The sequence below is a fragment of the Spirosoma utsteinense genome, from assembly GCF_014282275.1.
Taxonomy (GTDB): domain Bacteria; phylum Bacteroidota; class Bacteroidia; order Cytophagales; family Spirosomataceae; genus Spirosoma; species Spirosoma utsteinense.
Map to the genome: position 1 here is coordinate 38,323 of NZ_VFIA01000011.1, position 17,422 is coordinate 55,744.

At 50.3% G+C, this 17,422-nt stretch carries 13 protein-coding genes and 1 tRNA gene; 7 read left to right on the forward strand and 7 right to left on the reverse strand.

Features of this window, described 5'->3' with window-relative positions; translation table 11 throughout:
• Nucleotides 1–71 precede the first annotated feature (71 nt).
• Nucleotides 72–263 (reverse strand): cold-shock protein, encoded by a 192-nt coding sequence (locus tag FH603_RS10660; protein WP_012925283.1) that lies wholly within the window; start codon nt 261–263, stop codon nt 72–74.
• Between the two features lie 237 nt (nt 264–500).
• Complete coding sequence (gene ypfJ, locus FH603_RS10665; RefSeq protein WP_186737479.1) at nt 501–1,352, reverse strand: KPN_02809 family neutral zinc metallopeptidase; 852 nt, start codon at nt 1,350–1,352, stop codon at nt 501–503.
• Between the two features lie 335 nt (nt 1,353–1,687).
• On the opposite strand from ypfJ, the gene FH603_RS10670 reads away from it, so the two are divergent.
• Together FH603_RS10670 and FH603_RS10675 are read left to right on the forward strand one after the other, a co-directional pair.
• A complete protein-coding gene (locus FH603_RS10670; protein ID WP_186737480.1) occupies nt 1,688–2,629 on the forward strand; it encodes a ribose-phosphate pyrophosphokinase in 942 nt (313 codons plus the stop codon).
• Between the two features lie 74 nt (nt 2,630–2,703).
• Nucleotides 2,704–3,270, forward strand: coding sequence for a 50S ribosomal protein L25/general stress protein Ctc (locus FH603_RS10675; RefSeq protein ID WP_186737481.1), 567 nt, complete (start codon nt 2,704–2,706; stop codon nt 3,268–3,270).
• A 94-nt stretch (nt 3,271–3,364) separates the two neighbouring features.
• On the opposite strand, the gene FH603_RS10680 is transcribed toward FH603_RS10675, so the two are convergent.
• A complete protein-coding gene (locus FH603_RS10680) occupies nt 3,365–4,822 on the reverse strand; it encodes a helix-turn-helix domain-containing protein (protein ID WP_235985372.1) in 1,458 nt (485 codons plus the stop codon).
• A 201-nt stretch (nt 4,823–5,023) separates the two neighbouring features.
• Here FH603_RS10680 and FH603_RS10685 point away from each other — a divergent pair, with 201 nt between their 5' ends.
• A complete protein-coding gene (locus tag FH603_RS10685) occupies nt 5,024–6,631 on the forward strand; it encodes a phosphoenolpyruvate carboxykinase (ATP) (protein ID WP_186737483.1) in 1,608 nt (535 codons plus the stop codon).
• A 593-nt stretch (nt 6,632–7,224) separates the two neighbouring features.
• Here the strand turns inward: FH603_RS10685 and FH603_RS10690 are convergent.
• A tRNA-Glu gene (locus tag FH603_RS10690) sits at nt 7,225–7,296 on the reverse strand.
• A gap of 185 nt (nt 7,297–7,481) precedes the next feature.
• Between FH603_RS10690 and FH603_RS10695 the strand changes: the two genes are divergently transcribed.
• The 3 genes from FH603_RS10695 to FH603_RS10705 all read left to right on the forward strand — a co-directional run bounded on the left by FH603_RS10695 (nt 7,482) and on the right by FH603_RS10705 (nt 12,737).
• The gene (locus FH603_RS10695; protein ID WP_186737484.1) at nt 7,482–10,055 is read left to right on the forward strand and encodes a M14 family metallopeptidase; all 2,574 of its coding nucleotides are present in this window, start codon (nt 7,482–7,484) and stop codon (nt 10,053–10,055) included.
• 142 nt (nt 10,056–10,197) lie between these two features.
• On the forward strand, nt 10,198–12,444 hold the full coding sequence (locus FH603_RS10700) for a carbohydrate binding family 9 domain-containing protein (protein WP_394366372.1): 2,247 nt from the start codon (nt 10,198–10,200) through the stop codon (nt 12,442–12,444).
• A gap of 95 nt (nt 12,445–12,539) precedes the next feature.
• Entirely contained in the window at nt 12,540–12,737 is a 198-nt protein-coding gene (locus tag FH603_RS10705) for a hypothetical protein (protein WP_186737485.1), read from the forward strand.
• Between the two features lie 73 nt (nt 12,738–12,810).
• On the opposite strand, the gene dapA is transcribed toward FH603_RS10705, so the two are convergent.
• Genes dapA through ligA form a run of 3 tightly spaced genes read right to left on the reverse strand, consistent with a single transcriptional unit; the run spans nt 12,811 to nt 16,410 of the window.
• Nucleotides 12,811–13,707: a 4-hydroxy-tetrahydrodipicolinate synthase gene (dapA, locus tag FH603_RS10710; RefSeq protein ID WP_186737486.1), complete on the reverse strand. Its 897-nt coding sequence runs from the start codon at nt 13,705–13,707 to the stop codon at nt 12,811–12,813.
• Nucleotides 13,708–13,765: 58 nt separating this feature from the next.
• Entirely contained in the window at nt 13,766–14,314 is a 549-nt protein-coding gene (locus tag FH603_RS10715) for a DUF8196 domain-containing protein (RefSeq protein ID WP_186737487.1), read from the reverse strand.
• A 53-nt stretch (nt 14,315–14,367) separates the two neighbouring features.
• Complete coding sequence (ligA, locus tag FH603_RS10720; protein ID WP_186737488.1) at nt 14,368–16,410, reverse strand: NAD-dependent DNA ligase LigA; 2,043 nt, start codon at nt 16,408–16,410, stop codon at nt 14,368–14,370.
• A gap of 315 nt (nt 16,411–16,725) precedes the next feature.
• Between ligA and rpe the strand changes: the two genes are divergently transcribed.
• A complete protein-coding gene (gene rpe, locus FH603_RS10725) occupies nt 16,726–17,394 on the forward strand; it encodes a ribulose-phosphate 3-epimerase (RefSeq protein WP_186737489.1) in 669 nt (222 codons plus the stop codon).
• The last annotated feature ends 28 nt before the right edge of the window (nt 17,395–17,422 follow it).

Genomic DNA, 17,422 nt, shown 5'->3' on the forward strand with positions numbered 1-17,422 from the left:
ACCCGATAGAGCAAAAAAAAACATGCCAGTTGGCATGTTTTTTACAACGGTTGTCTTGGTATATCTTACGATTAAGCCATTTCGACGTTTACGGCGTTTAAGCCTTTCTTACCGCGTTCGACATTGAACTTAACCTTGTCGTTTTCGCGAATTTGATCGATGAGACCGGAAGCGTGTACGAAGATGTCTTCACCACCGTCATCGGGCTTAATAAAACCAAATCCTTTGGTTTCATTAAAGAATTTAACTGTTCCTGTTTGCATTGCTTGTTAAAATTTGAAACAAATAACGGCGCAATAAATGTTATTTCCAAACGTACTCTAAAAAAATTTTACTGATTCTCTGTTACTGAGTAAACGGTCGGTCGCTGATAAGCTGGCCACAGGGAAATTTATTCCTTTCCAGCACCCTGTCAGTATCCAACAGTTAGTAGCCTAAATTTAAGAAAGCCTGATAACGTCCGTTATCAGGCTTTCTTAAATTTAGGCTACTAATAGTAACTACAGGTTTGAGTCCTCACGACTATTGAAGGTATCACCCTGATTGATATCACCCGTTTGAAATCCTTTCTTGAACCAGTACATGCGTTGAGCCGATGTACCATGCGTAAATGCGTCAGGAACGACTCGCCCCTGCGTTGCCTGCTGAAGGCGGTCATCACCGATAGCGTTGGCGGCTGTAAGCGCTTCTTCCAGATCGGATTGATCGAATTCAAGATTTTTGGCATGGTTTGCCCAGACACCGGCAAAAAAATCGGCCTGTAGCTCAAGCCGAACGGAGATTTTATTGTATTCCCGTTCACTTAACCGACTGCGGAGCTCATCGACCTTATCCATCACACCCAGTTGCTTTTGTACATGGTGGCCAACTTCGTGAGCAATCACATAAGCCATGGCAGCATCGCCCGGAGCACCAAATCGTTGGCTCAATTGGTCATAGAAAGACAAATCGATGTACAATTTCTGATCACCGGGGCAATAGAAAGGGCCTGAGGATTCAGAAGCAGTGCCGCAGCCTGATTGGGTAGCCCCCCGAAATAAAACCAGCGTCGGTTTCCGGTATTGACCATTCTGACTGGAAAAAATCTGTGTCCAGACACCTTCGGTACTAGCCAGGATAACGCTCGTAAACTTGGCCGCTTCATCCTCGGCCTGCTGGTCGGCCGGAGCCTGAACCGCCGACGAGTTGGAGTTGCTTTGATTTAGGATCTCCGAGGGGTCTCCGCCAAGCAGCATCACAATGACCGCAATAACGACGGAGCCAATACCACCGCCTACGAGGAGTCCACCTCCTCCTCCGCTACCCCGTCGATCTTCGACGTTACTACTCTCCCGTTGTCCTAACCAGCGCATCGGTTTCTTATTTTAGTTTAATAATGTAGTTACAACACCAAAATAAGCGAATTGTCTTTTGGAACTCGTTATGGCTTCGTATATACATCGAAAAACGATCTATAGGGGTCTGGACGTTAGTTCGCAACGCTACCGATTTATGAAACAACACACCTTAGTACGGGCTACTTTTTTTCACTTAGATTTCTGCTTATCGATCTGATCGGAGAGCTATACCTGCTGGTAGCGCTACCTGGTCGTGGTCATTTTGCGGAAGTGTAGCAAAGAATCTGTAACCAGACAGAGGTAAGCTGCCCGTTTTTTGCCTATCTTTGCGGGAAATTTGTCCTGCACTAATGGCTTCGTTCAATCCGGTTAAGATTTTTTCAGGGAGTCAATCCACGTACTTAGCCGAAAAAATTGCGCATCACTACGGTAAAGAACTTGGCGGCTATACCTGCCGCCGGTTCAGCGATGGTGAGATGTCGCCAAGCTTCGAGGAATCGGTTCGGGGATGCGACGTGTTTTTGATTCAGTCGACACCTCCTCCGGGCGACAACCTGCTGGAATTATTGCTGATGGTCGATGCCGCCCGTCGGGCTTCGGCCCACTATGTCACGGTCGTTATTCCGTACTTCGGTTATGCGCGCCAGGACCGAAAAGATAAACCCCGCGTATCCATTGCTGCCAAACTGGTGGCGAACATGCTGGCTGCATCGGGAGCCGATCGGTTAATGACGATCGATCTGCATGCGGGTCAGATTCAGGGCTTTTTCGATTTTCCCGTCGACCATCTGGAAGGTTCATCGGTTTTTGTGCCGTATATTAAAAACCTGAATCTGGAGAATCTTGTAATCGCTTCGCCCGACGTAGGTGGCGCAAACCGTGCACGGAACTTTGCCAAGCACTTCAACGCGGATATTGTCCTTTGTGATAAACACCGCAAGCGAGCCAATGAAATTGCGTCGATGCAGGTCATCGGCGACGTGGAAGGTGCCAATGTCGTACTGTTCGATGACCTCATCGACACCGGCGGGACAATGGCAAAAGCAGCACAGATCATCCTGGACAAAGGAGCGTTGTCAGTACGGGCTATTTGCACGCACCCCGTCATGTCGGGTAAGGCTTACGATAATATAGCTAATTCGGTACTTGACGAGTTGGTCGTTGCCGATACACTGCCTGTTCAACACCAGAGTGATAAAATCAAGGTATTGTCGGTGGCTGAGTTATTCGCTAAAGCTATTGGCCGTATTCGGGATCACGAATCTATTAGTTCTTTGTTTATACGACATTAATTTGAGTGCCGGACGTCCACGTCCGGATAAATTCATCCTTTTTGACCGAATGTGGACGTTCGGCACTTTGTAAAATGAAAAAAATCGAGATTGTAGGGTATCAACGAGCGAATCTCGGCCGCACGGAATCACAAGCGATTCGGGCCGAGGGCAATGTTCCGTGTGTATTGTATGGTGGCCAGGAGCAGGTGCATTTCTATGCTCCCGCTATTCTGTTCCGGGAATTGCTGTATTCGCCCAACATTTATGAAGTAGCCCTAAACATCGAGGGTGCTGAATACCGGGCTATTCTTCAGGAAGCTCAGTTCCACCCGGTAAGCGACGCGCTGCTGCACGCCGACTTCTTACTGGTTGCTGATGGCAAATCCATTAAAATTTCTGTTCCAGTTCGCACGATCGGTGTTGCACCTGGTGTTCAGAAAGGGGGTAAACTAATAACGCGTGTTCGTAAACTGCGCGTGAAAGGTCTTATCGAAAACATCCCCGATTTTATCGATGTAGACGTCTCGAACCTTGATTTAGGTAAGTCGGTTCGGGTGGGTCAGATTCCGGTATCAGGTATCGAAATGCTTGAAGAAGCTACGAACCCGGTAGCCAGCATCGAAATCCCACGTTCGCTGCGCGGTACGGTTGGCAAATAAATGATGCGGTTTTAGTGCCGCATTGCTTTTAGCTAGTAGATACAAAAATCCCCCGGCCTCAGGTCGGGGGATTTTTGTGTTTCAGAGAGCGTTGCTATAACGCCTGGGTTACTCCCAGCTCGCTAAGTGTTTGTTTAATGGCTGTAACCCGCTGTTGCCGCTCCAGATGGCTGGGCGGAGCTACACGCTCCCGGCAGTCGATAGCACGGCATCGTTCACAGGATTCGTTTACCTCCCGGCGCAACACCGCAGGATCGTTCAGAAATCGAATGCGCGAACGTGACGCATCGTTGAGCAACACGCCCAGCGAAACACTATGCGTCAGATGGCGGATAGGTGTTAGAGGGCGGGCAAAGGTGAAAATAAAATACGTGTTTTTCGAGTCGATATAATCCGACAGCTGCGCCCGCAGGAGCGGTTCCTGATACCTGTTTTGCCGAAGCATTATATCCAGTTCGAACAGGCTTGTCAGAGAAGCCCAGCGTCGGCAGTAGTGCTCATCGGTGGTACCATGTGGATTGTGTAGCTGCGACAGGTGAATTTCACGGGTCAGATGGAAAACAGGGCTCTCATACTCGTGCTCGAAGCGCAGAAAAACCACGTCTTCGATGCCGAAATCATGGGGAAGCAGATTGCTCATACGTAGCAGGAGCGTTTCGGGCGTTGCCTGGAACTCATCGAGCATAGACAGCAGATCCGTTGCCGCTTCGGCCCAGGTGGTTCGGCTCAGAAACGTATCGAGCCGCTGCCGCAAGGCACCCCGCCGAATGAGCGCAGCTCCGGCAAAATATGATGCCCGAAAGTTATTAAGCACCTGATCGAAGGAGTTCACCTCGACCCAGGTCGAGGTAAGTGGTCTATCTTTGAGGTTCATATACTGAAACGCCAGTTCGCGTCCGAGCGTAAAAACCCGCTGGTCGGGCGTTAGATTCTGATTGAGCAGAAGCCTTTTCTCATGTGGTATAAACACCGACCGTAGCCGAATAAGCGCCGGGTAGGTTTGCTCATTAAATAGAATGATTTGATAGCCATACTGTTGAGTCAGGTAGTTAATCAGGAGCGATTCGCTAACCGCCCGGTCATCTGGTAACCCACTCTCGTGTAAAAACTGATCGGCGGCAAGTTCGATATCGTCGAAATAATTATCGTGCAATTCCTGATACGTTCGCATTACGGCAAAATAGAACTGCTCGACACTCAGGTTATAATTCCGGGCAATCTCAACTACGGTGCTAATGAAGGCACTTAGTTTAACCGGTGCTTCAGATAGTAACTCAAGCAAATCGCTGGGTTCAATGCCGAACATACTCAACGGCAGCTCAGCCAGCAGATCAGACTGCAACAGCCGATAAATAGGCTCCATTTTCTTGTTGAGCTGCAAAGATACCAGCGCGTCATAAGACGTGTCCATTGCCCGTGCGAGCGCTACGATTTTTTCCGTTTTCGGGTATTTCTTACCCTTCTCAATCTCGTTGATATAGGACTGTGACAGACCGGCACGATCGGCCAGTTCGTATTGGGTAATAGACTTGTCGAGTCGAAGCTGCCGCAACTTCAATCCGAAAAGCAACCTAATTTTATCTGACCCAAAGTCCATATATCCAATTTAAGAAAATCAAAAATACATATTAGTGCTGGTAACAGCAATCTTTGAACAATTAGCGAATAATCGCTTGATCTATAAGTAATCGCTATTTACATTTGCCTTAACACGCTGATGCTGCGTATTCTACACATCAACAAGCACTAAACCATGAACGCTACAACGCCTATCGAGCCCTCTTCCGGCTCAACTGATATACTAGCTAGACATGATCAGGGAGCTCATTATGTATATGATCTGTCGCCCGAGGAACTTGTTGACGAGGCCATTAAAAATGGCGAAGGCCGTTTAGCCGATACGGGTGCTTTAGTGTGTAATACAGGAAAATTTTCGGGCCGTACGCCCAAGGACCGGTTTATCGTTCGAGACGAAGTAACGGACCAGACCGTCGCCTGGGGTGATGACAATCAGCCTTTCGATCCCATCCAGTTTGATACGTTACATAAGCGGATGGTAGCTAACCTGGCTGGTCGTACCGTGTATGTACGCTATGCACGAGCGGGTGCTCTCAACCAGTACGGACTACGGCTACGAATCATAACCACACTGGCCTGGCATAACCTGTTCAGTTATATCATGTTCTTGCGACCGGAACCGGGCGAAGCAACCGATGGTCCGGTAGAGTTGACGTTACTTGTCGACCCATCTTTCTCAGCTGATCCCGCCCTTGACGGAACCCGCCATTCGAACTTCACGATTCTGAACTTATCGAAAGGGGTTATTTTAATAGGTGGAACAGGCTATGCGGGTGCTATAAAAAAGTCGGTCTTTTCGGCCCTTAACGTCTGGCTCCCGCTCAAACACAATATATTGCCACTGCACTGTGCGGCCAACAAAGGAAGTCAGGGAGACACTGCCCTATTCCTGGGTCTGTCAGGAACGGGCAAAACGACCCTTTCAGCCGATCCTACCCGGCCGCTTATTGGCGATGATGAGCATGGCTGGATAAGTGAAAACCAGGTCAGGACAGATCAAGTTGGCCTGGGCCAGGTTGACCAGTCCCTGTTTAATTTCGAAGGCGGTTGTTACGCCCAGGTCCTTAATCTGAATCGGGAGCAGGAACCTCAGATTTTCAGCGCTATCAAATCAGGGGCCATTCTGGAAAACACGCCCTTCCTGCCAAATAGCACGACAGTAGACTTTTCAGACAGTTCATTAACAGCAAACACCCGTTGCGCCTACCCACTGAATCATATAGTAAACGCCGTAACACCATCGGTAGGGAGCGCGCCAAAACATATTTTCTTCTTATCCGCCGATGCATTTGGGGTGTTGCCACCAATATCCCGATTAACGCCCCAACAAGCTTTGGATTACTTTCTGCTCGGCTATACGGCCAAAATAACGGGTACCGAACAGGGCGTCACTAGTCCAATGGCTACCTTCTCGCCTTGTTTCGGAGCGGTTTTCATGCCCCTGCCCGCACGCACGTACGCAGCCATGTTTAAACAACGCATCGAACGATGTGGCTCTCAGGTATGGCTTATCAATACGGGCTGGAAAGGAGGTAGCATTGGTATTGGAAAGCGAATGTCATTAGCGCACACACGAGCAATGATCGACGCAGCGCTCACAGGAGCGCTAGACAGCATACCGTTCGATCAGCATACAGAATTTGGTCTCGCCATACCCACCCAATGCCCCGGCGTACCTACTGAACTGCTTAACCCAATCAACACCTGGGAGTACAAAGGTATGTACCAATTATCAGCCCGTCGTCTCGCCAGCGCCTTTGCACAAAAGCTCACCGAGCTTTAATAGAAAGTTTCAGGACGAATGGTAAATGAACCTGTCTGAATTTTTTCAAGCCATCATATCCTGCCAATTAATGCTACTGATATAGGGTTCTAATTGTCGCGTATCTGAAAAGGTACAGATGCAGGCAAGGCGTTCCTGTTGCTCATCGAAACACATCTCGACAAAAAACCATTGAAACTGTATAACTGACGAAAAAAGCCCGATCGGGAATAAGATACTAATTGAGTACCCCAAAGAATAAGTGCGCCAGTTCGGATGGCAAACGGTAACTTGTCGTATTGCTGACGATCGATTTCCATAACATAGTCGAGTTTCTATAAGACTATTCAGTCTATAGGTTTACCTCAAAATTAACTAATCGTTTATTTCTTAACCTGCACGTAGCCTACTATTCGTGTGTATTTTTGATTGTACGGGCTAAACACAGGATAATCAGCGAGATATTACATGCCCCTAGCATCATATATTTAACATATGATGCTAGTAGAGTTACAGAATTACGCGTGCAGAAACGCAGGGCCGGAGGCATGTCCGGGCAAGCGTAAACGCAAAAAGCTCACCTCTCCGGGTGAGCTTTTTTGCATTCTTGTTAGTGACCGATACGGGAATCGAACCCGTGTTACCGCCGTGAAAGGGCGATGTCCTAACCGCTAGACGAATCGGCCGTCTTTGTTAAAAGACCCAGCAGATAAGCTGTTGTGCTACTCTGTTGGCGAATCGTGGTGCAAAGGTAAGGCGATGATTTAATAATGCAACAACTACCGTTAAAATTTTTCTTAAAACCCGGTTCCTGTGCCTTTTACTCCTATTTTTGAGGTCGTTAGCTATCAAAAATATTTTTACTTTTTCCATGAAGCACACTCTGTTGCTGGTGGGCCTGGTCATTGCATCGATTTCGACCCAGGCCCAAACAACCACTCCTTCATCAACCACCGTACCATCTCCAGCTCAGTTTCTTGGCTATAATGTGGGAGATCGATTTTCCCCCCACCATCGTGTACTGGCTTATGCCGAACAGATAGCCCGGCAGATGCCGAACCGCGTCAAACTCCTCCCCTATGGTACCACCCACGAAGGTCGCCAGCTCATGGCTGTGGCAATAGCCTCGGATGCAAACATGAGCAGACTGGAAGAAATCCGTACCAGTAACCTCCGTCGCATCGGAATGCTGGCAGGAAGTCCGGCACCATCCCCTCAGTCAACGACGACTCCCCCCCCCATTGCCTGGCTCAGCTACAATGTCCACGGCAACGAGGCCGTCAGCTCCGAGGCCTTCATGGATGTACTGTACCGGTTGGTGAGTGCTACGGATGCCGTTTCGCAGAAGATACTCAACACATCGGTCGTTATCCTTGATCCCGGCCTGAATCCGGATGGGCATGACCGCTATGTGAACTGGTATAACCAGATGATGGGCCGCGTGGGCGATCCAACACCTTCAGCGCGTGAGCACAATGAGCCCTGGCCGGGCGGGCGCTATACACACTACCTGTTCGATCCAAACCGCGACTGGGCCTGGCAAACTCAGGAGATTACACAACAACGCATGGCATTATACCAGCAGTGGATGCCTCACCTGCACGGCGATTTTCACGAGATGAGTGTAGAAAGCCCGTATTATTTCGCGCCTTCTGCTAAGCCTTATCACGAAGACATCACGCCATTCCAGCGCCAGTTTCAGCAAACCATCGGGCAGTACTGTAGCCGTTACTTCGATAAAAACGGCTGGCTATATTACACCCGCGAACGTTTCGACCTGTTTTACCCCAGCTACGGCGATACTTACCCGACCTACAACGGGGCAATTGGAATGACCTATGAGCAGGGCGGCAGCGGACGCGCTGGCCTTGCCATTGAGAAAGCCGATGGAGACACACTCACCCTCCGCCAACGCATCGATCACCACGTGGCTGCCAGTATCGCCACCCTTGAATCGGTAGCCGATCGGCCAGCTGAAGTTGTGAATGCCTTCGGAACATTTTTCGATAAAGCCCGCTCAACTCCTATTGGCACGTATAAAAGCTATGTGATTAAGGCTAGTGGCGACGCGGGACGGATGAAAGCTCTACAGCAGCTACTGGATCGGAACAAGATCAGTTACGGCTACGCTGGTAAGGCGCAAACGCTGTCCGGCTTTAATTACACCAATCAGCGAACCGAGAAAAACGTATCCGTAACGGCTGAAGATATGGTCATCAGCGCTTACCAGCCTAAATCGACCCTGCTGAAAATTTTATTCGAGCCAAATTCGGCGCTTGAAGACTCGGCTACATACGACATTACGGCCTGGTCACTTCCCTACGCGTTTGGTTTGCAAACGTACGGCCTGACTAACCGGCTATCACCCGTTTCCAGCGCAACGGCTGCGCCATCGGCAATAGCCCCAGCTACGGCCCGACCTTACGCTTACGTAGCCTTGTGGCAGTCGATGCCGTCGGTCAAGCTGCTGGCCAGTCTGCTCAAGCAGAAAATAAAGGTGCGGGTGGCTGAGAAACCATTTGAACTGGACGGTAAAACCTACACCTCGGGAACGCTGCTGATCACCAGGGCGGGTAACGACCAGTTGGGAGATCGCTTCGATAAACTCGTTACAGCGGCCGCTGCCGAGGCCGACATGCTACTCACGCCCGTACAAACGGGTTTCGTAACCAAGGGCTCCGACTTCGGCTCCGACTTCGTCATGGCTCTGAAAGCGCCCCGTGTAGGCGTGGTAGTGGGCGAAGGTGCGCTTCCCCCGGCTGTGGGAGAGGTCTGGCATTACTTCGATCAGGAGTTGAACTACCCCGTCTCGCTCATTGACGGGAATACGCTGGGAAACGTCGACTGGAACAAACTGGACATATTAATATTGCCTACCAACTACAATTATGGTCGCTTCCTGACCGATAAGAATCTGGTTTCTATCAGGTCCTGGGTGCAGGCGGGGGGCAAGCTGATCGCGATGGAACGGGGGGCAGCCTTTCTGGCGGGGAGAGATGGCTTTGACCTAAAGGAAAAAGAAGAAAAAAATGATTTGAACAAGGGGAAAAAGGGAAATCCGGCTGACTCCCTGAAACTGTATGTCGACCGCGAACGAACGGCTATTTCAGACGAGACTCCGGGCAGTATCTACCGCGTAAATATCGACACGAGCCACCCCCTCGGATTTGGCCTGACGAATGGTTACTACTCGCTGGTACAGAACGCCTATAATTTCGATTTCCTCAAAGAAGGCTGGAATGTGGGCTATCTCAAGACAGACAATTATGTGGCTGGCTTCTCGGGTAAGAATGCCAAAGAAAAACTAAAGAACACGCTGCTCATGGGCGTTCAGAACGTAGGGCGGGGCACTGTCGTTTATTTAGCCGATGATCCGTTATTCCGGGGCTTCTGGTACAACGGAAAGCTGTTGTTCGGCAATGCGGTGTTTATGGTGGGGCATTGAGCCAACACGCACCCTCCTCACCTGTTAAAACGAATAAAGCCGAAACGATCGCTTCGTTTCGGCTTTATTCGTTTCATACATCAAGGTAAACAGTGCATCTTTACGTCTTCTAAACGTATTGATTATTAATTATTTTTACCTGGTGAAATCTTTACTATTTCTACTCAGCGCATTGTTGCTAACGGCTCCGTCACTGGCGCAAAAAAAGAATGAATCCTACCAGATTCATATCAACCGGGCAACGTCGCCTGTTGTCATCGATGGCGCAGTTGAGGAAACAGCCTGGCAAGCAGCCGAAGTAGCCAATAACTTTTGGATGGTGCTTCCTATGGACACCAGCCGGGCCAATGTACGCACCGATGTTCGAATGACATACGATGACAAGAACGTGTACCTGAGCGCCGTTTGTTACCACGGCGACGTACCCGGCCCCTACATTGTCGAATCACTCCGGCGCGACTGGAATTTTGGCCGTAATGATAATTTTATCCTGTTCATGGACACCTTCGACGATCAGACCAACGGATTTACGTTCGGCATGAATGCGGTAGGTGCTCAATGGGACGGTCTGTTATACGAAGGCGGCAAAGCAAACTTGAGTTGGGATAATAAGTGGACGTCGGCCGTTCGTAACTACCCCGACCGGTACGTAATCGAGATGGCCATTCCATTCAAAACCATCCGCTACAAACGGGGAATCACCCACTGGGGAATCAACTTCAGCCGACAGGATTTGAAAACTACCGAGAAGTCGTCCTGGACGCCCATTCCCCGTCAGTTTCCGACAGCTTCCCTTGCTTATACCGGGGTTCTTGTCTGGGACGAAGCACCACCCCAGCCCGGCCCTAATATTTCTCTGATTCCGTATGCGCTGACGGGATTATCGCGTGATTATGAGCATGGAGTTCCGAACAAGAACCGGTTTGATGCGGGTTTAGATGCCAAAATTGCCATCACCTCATCGCTGAACCTGGACCTGACCGTAAACCCTGACTTCTCGCAGGTCGATGTTGACCAGCAGGTAACAAATCTCGATCGGTTTGAGCTGTTTTTTCCGGAGCGCCGTCAGTTCTTTCTCGAGAACGGAGACCAGTTCACCAACTTCGGTTATGCCAGCATCCGACCGTTTTTCAGCCGCCGAATTGGGCTGGGTGGGGTACCTATTCGGTTTGGAGCCCGCTTAAGCGGTAAGCTCAACAAAGACTGGCGAATGGGCCTGATGGATATGCAAACGGGTAGTGTAGGTGCAACCGGACTCCCCGCCCAGAATTTCGCGGTAGTAGCTCTGCAACGGCGTGTCTTTGCCCGCTCCAACATCGGTGTCCTCTTTGTCAATAAGCAGTCGCTGGGGTACGATGTGCCTACGACCAACCCGCCAGCAACGAGTACCCCTGTTTACTCGCAGTACAACCGAAACCTGGGCTTCGAATATAATCTGGCTTCTGCCAACAACTTATGGACGGGCAAAGCACTTTACCTGAAATCATTTACATCGACTGGCCAGCCGGGCGAACAACCAAAGAGCGATGAGGCTGTGTATGCAGCCAACTTACAGTTCAACAGCCGTCAATGGCTCATAGGCGGGCAGTTGGAGTCGGTTGGTACCAATTACTCCGCCGAAGCAGGGTATGTTCCCCGACGGGGCTATAGGCGAGCCATGGGTAACATCAGTTACACCTTTCTGCCAACTGGTGCCAGCGGTATCCAGAGCCACGGCCCCCTGCTACAGTCTACCTATTTTTTCGACCCGGCCGGCCGGCAGAGCGATAATGAAACCTACCTGAGTTATCTGATCACGTTCAAGAGCCGGAGTACGTTTACGGGCTGGGTCGCCACCGACTATGTACGGCTGTTACAACCTTTCGACCCCACCAACACGGGTCGGGAGACACTGGCAGCGGGCACCAAGCATAACTGGACTGCCTGGGGCACGGCTTTTATATCGAAGCCCCAGAGTTTGTTTACCTATGGCTTCACCTCCCGGTATGGTGGCTACTATGCCGATGGAACCCGCCTGAACCTGACCGCTGATCTGGGCTACCGATTCCAGCCTTTTGTGAGTCTGGCTGCGAGTGCAAGCTATAATGATATCCGGCTACCACTCCCCTGGGGACATACAACGTTCTGGCTGGTTGGACCACGTTTTGACGTCACGATGACCAACACACTTTACCTGACAACGTTTGTTCAGTATAACGAACAGCAGAAAAACATGAATCTGAATGCCAGGATTCAGTGGCGTTACAAACCAGCTTCGGACTTCTTCCTGGTCTATACCGATAACTACCTGCCCGGGTCCAGCCCTCAGATCGGCATGGATGTTCCCGGACTGTTTACGGTTAGAAATAGGGCTTTAGTATTGAAATGGACGTACTGGTGGAATATTTGAGTGCAGAATAGTTAGAACAAAGTGAGACAGAGCGCGTTAATTGTGCAATCGCCGAAAATCGGCCGGTTATTCACTGCAAAAAACCAATCAACGTTATGAAACTGCTGCTCCGTTCTTTACCTGTTGCCTTTGTGGCTCTGTTTTTAACCCTGTTCATGACCAGCTGCGATGCCATTGGCGGTATCTTCAAGGCGGGTGCTTATACGGGGATCATCGGTGTAGTTGTAGTCGTGGCCGTAATTATCTGGCTGGTGTCAAAATTGTTTGGTGGCGGTGGCAACCGAAACGTATAGCGTTTACGCACAAACAAAAAAGCGACACGTCCTGAACGTGTCGCTTTTTTGTTTGTGGATGGTTCCAATATGGTCAAGCAACCAGTTCCAGTAACCGGTCACGCTGTAGCACTGCGCGCTGGCGTTCGCTCAGGTCGTCAGATGCTTTCATGAGCGGTAACCGAACCTCGGCCGATATGAGACCCATTATCTCCAGAATATTTTTAACCCCCACCGGATTACCCTCTTCGTAAAGTAGGGAATCTATACGCAGGAAGTGACCAAGTTCACGCTGGGCTGTTGCAAAGTCGCCCTGTAGGGCAGCATTGATCATAGCACAGAACTTAGCCGGAAATGCATTGGCGATAACCGACATCACGCCAACACCGCCGATGCTGACAATGGGAACGCCCTGCACATCGTCGCCGGAGATGAGCAGAAAATCATCGGGCTTATCGCGGGCAATCTCCATGCACTGTTCGATTACACAAGATGCTTCTTTTACCCCAATGATATTGGGATGCTGCGCCAGTTCAACAATGGTTTCGGCACTCATATTGATGCCCGTCCGAAACGGAATATTATAAAGAATAACCGGTACCGGGCTAGCATCGGCAACCCGGGTAAAGTGCTCGATAACGCCCCGTTTGCCTGGCTTGTTGTAATAGGGGCAAACCGACAGAATGGCGTCTACACCTTCGAAGGCGATATCCTTCATTCCCGTCACCACATCGGCGGTAACGTTTCCGCCAACACCATAAATGATGGGCAGCTTGTTGGGGTTATTTTCCTTCAGGTATTGTAGTAGCTGCGCTTTCTCGGCCTTGGTCACGGTTGGCGACTCGCCGGTGGTGCCTTGCAGGACAAAGTAGCGGACGCCCCCATCGGAAACGTGCCGGATGATGCGGCCAAAGCCATCGAAATCAATTGAGAGATCGGCATTAAAGGGCGTTACAATAGCAACGCCTACGCCGTGAAAATTGGTGTTCATATTGGTTAATAACGGGGTAGCCTGGCAAAGTTACGGGAATTTAGGCGGGAAAGCCTACCTAAGCCGTTACAGGCTGTGAGAAGTCTCTTGGTATAAAGTAGGCAGGCGTTTTAAGTTCGAAAACTTCGTCATGGATAGACGCTACAAACAGGCCCTCCTTCTGCGCCTGCTCCCGCTGCTCTTTCGAACCACTGACACAGGCGATAACGCCATACAGCTTTTTATTGGCATGCTCCGGGTGCAGACGTCTGAATCGTTCTATTGTTTTTACCGTTTGCTCGATGTCGCGCCGTTTAAGGTGGCTTTTAACATCTACGATCACTGCTGTGTTTATATCCCCGTTCGCTAAACCCAGTACGTCGATTTCCAGCGTGTCTGAACCAGCTTCAGTAGTGTAATTGGTAGTAACCGTTTTCATACCGAACTGCTTACGCAGCACTTTATCCATCGAGGGAAACGCCATCCCCTCCGTAAACGACCCGAACTTATTGCCGATCTCACCTACAAGCTTGGCAACCCGGCTTATCTCTTTGTCGTTCTCTCGCTGTTTCTCGGTGATCTCTTTGAGAATCGCCCGGATTTCGTCAAAACTGTTATTTGTTTCCATTGGTCGGTGGGTTTAAGTCGTTGCAAAGCTAACAGATTTAGGATCAGGCCTGTTCATTCGCCCATCATAGCCACAAACTCATCTTCACCAATCATCGGCACATTCAATTTCTCTGCTTTGGCAATCTTCGAGGGGCCTGCATTTTCCCCAATGATGAGGTAGTTGAGCTTTTTAGATATCCCGCTCAGTAATCGACCACCATGGGCGGCAATTTTAGCTTCAAGCTCCTCACGGCTGAAATTGACGAATGTACCGGTGTAAAGAAATGTCTTATCAGTCAGCGCATCCCCCTCCCGAACTACCTCCTTCCGGTCAGTCACCAGTTGCAGTCCGGCTGCCTGCAGGCGCTCTATATAAACACGGTTGTCGGCATCGGCGAACCAGTCGGCCAGGCTTTGAGCAATTCGTGGTCCTACGTCGGGCACGTTGGCAAGCGTTTCAAACGGAGCATGCATCAGCGCATCCATCGATCCAAAATAATCGGTAACCCGCTCGGCGGTGGTGTTGCCCACATATCGGATACCCAGTGCAAACAATACGTTGGAAAAAGGTTGCGCTTTAGACCGCTCGATGGCCGTTAAAATGTTCTCGACCGTTTTTTCGCGAAAACTGACAATGCGTTTTTTACCGGCCTCGTCCATGAATATTTTTTCGATCCCCAACAGCTGATCGGCGGTCAGGTCGTACAGATCGGCGGGCGTTAGTACAAGTCTGCGATCGATCAGTAATTCGATTTTCCCCTCGCCCAAACTTTCAATGTTCATAGCCCGGCGCTGGATAAAGTGTTCGAACCGGGCCTGGCGCTGGGGCGGACACCCTTTCTCGTTGGGACAATAGAAATGGGCTTCTTTCTCCCGTCGAACAAGGGGCGTTCCGCAGGCGGGACATTCTGTTGGGTATCGAATCGGCTGTGATGCGTCCGTCCGTTTTGTCAGATCGACACCGGTTATTTTAGGAATAATTTCGCCCCCTTTCTCTACAAATACCGTGTCGTGCATCATCACCCCCAACCGCTCAATTTCATTGGCATTGTGCAGCGACGCCCGCTTTACGACCGTACCAGCCAGCAACACGGGCGTCAGCATGGCTACAGGCGTAACGGCCCCCGTGCGGCCTACCTGATACTGGATGCCGTTAAGGGTGGTACTGGCAGCCTGCGCCTTGTACTTAAAGGCAATAGCCCAGCGTGGACTTTTCGCCGTAAAACCCAGTTCACGCTGCTGATCGTAGCGGTTTACTTTAACCACGATCCCATCGGTACCGAGCGGCAGATCGAAACGTTTGGTATCCCACTCGTTGATGTATAGCATCACCTCCCGAATGTCGGCACATTTCCGCCAGGTGGGCGACACATTGAAGCCCCAGTTTTTCATGGCTATGAGGCTGTCTTCATGGGTCTGAAAGATCGTTTCTTCCGACAGGAATGAGTACAGGTAGCAGTCCAGTCGTCGTTGCGCCACGGCGGCCGAATTCTGTTGTTTGAACGTGCCCGACGCAGCATTACGGGGATTGGCCAGCAGGGGTTCGCCAATATCGTCCCGCTCTTTATTGATACGCTCAAACTCAGCCAGTGGCAGGAAACCCTCGCCCCTGACTTCGAACAACGGCGGCACGCTGGTATCATGTACCCGTAACGGGATTGTCCGGATCGTACGGATGTTGTTGGTGATGTCATCGCCCCGTACGCCGTCGCCCCTTGTTGCACCCTGCACAAGCAGTCCGTTTTCGTAGGTCATGCTGAGCGCCACCCCATCGAACTTTAGTTCGCAGATGTACTCGAAGGGTTCATCCCGCAGCCCTTTCCGAACGCGGTTGTCAAACTCAATAAGGTCTTCTTCCGAGTACGTGTTACCCAGCGACAGCATAGGAAACCGGTGGTAGACGCTGGCAAACTCTTTACTGACAGTACCCCCAACACGGGCCGTTGGCGAGTCGGGGCGAACATACTCAGGGTATTGCTTTTCCAGTTTGGTTAACTCCTGAAGCAGCTGATCGAATGTATAGTCGTCTACTTCGGAAATACTGTTCTGATAATACTGGTAGTTGTACCGATTCAAACGGTCGGTCAGTTCGATAATATGTTGCTGGGGTGTCATTTGTAAAAGCGTAAATCAATAAGTCATAAACGGTCTGTCAGGGAAGGCTCAAACCAAAGCCGGACAGTAGATATTATTTCCTGCCGGAACCGGTCTGCCCAGTGACTGATATCCCGATACGTTCTAAACCGACAATATTGGTTTTGTTTCTTCATTCAACCAAAAAAAGGTACTTTTACAAGCTAAAAAAACCGGGACCGCGACGGCAAACTCCGAACAGCCTTTTCTTGACAACCCCTGATAGAAGGTTCGGATACGGAGAAATTTCTGACAACAGGTTGCTATGCGTTACGGCTTATCCACTATTTATTTTCTATGACACCCATTATCGCTCCATCAATTCTTGCTGCCGACTTTGCTAATCTTCAGCGTGATATTGAGATGATAAACGGCAGTGAGGCCGACTGGTTTCACGTCGATGTAATGGATGGCGTCTTCGTTCCTAATATTTCGTTCGGCTTTCCTGTAGTCGAAGCAATCCGGCGGCACGCTCAAAAACCACTCGACGTCCATCTGATGATCGTCCAGCCTGAACGGTATGTCGATGAGTTTGCCCGCAAAGGGGCCACCCATATCACCGTTCATTATGAAGCCTGCACACACCTGCACCGGGTGCTGACCCAGATCCGGGAAGCCGGGTGCCAGGCTGGCGTTGCCCTTAACATGCAAACGCCCGTAAATGTGCTGGCAGATCTGGTCGATGCGTTCGATCAAGTCCTGATCATGACTATAAACCCTGGCTTCGGAGGCCAGCAATTATTGCCCTTGTCTATCCCTAAAGTAAGCAAGCTTCGTCAGCTCCTACGCGGTGCAGGCAGTTCAGCACTGATCGGCGTAGATGGTGGTATGGGATTGGCCAATACCCCTACCCTGCTCGATGCCGGTGCCGATTATGTTGTAGCTGGCACATCGGTCTTTGGTGCCGATGATCCACAGGATGCGATCCGGCAACTCAAAAACCGTCATCAACCAATGGTGGCCTGATTGATCCGGTAGATACCCTGTACTACCG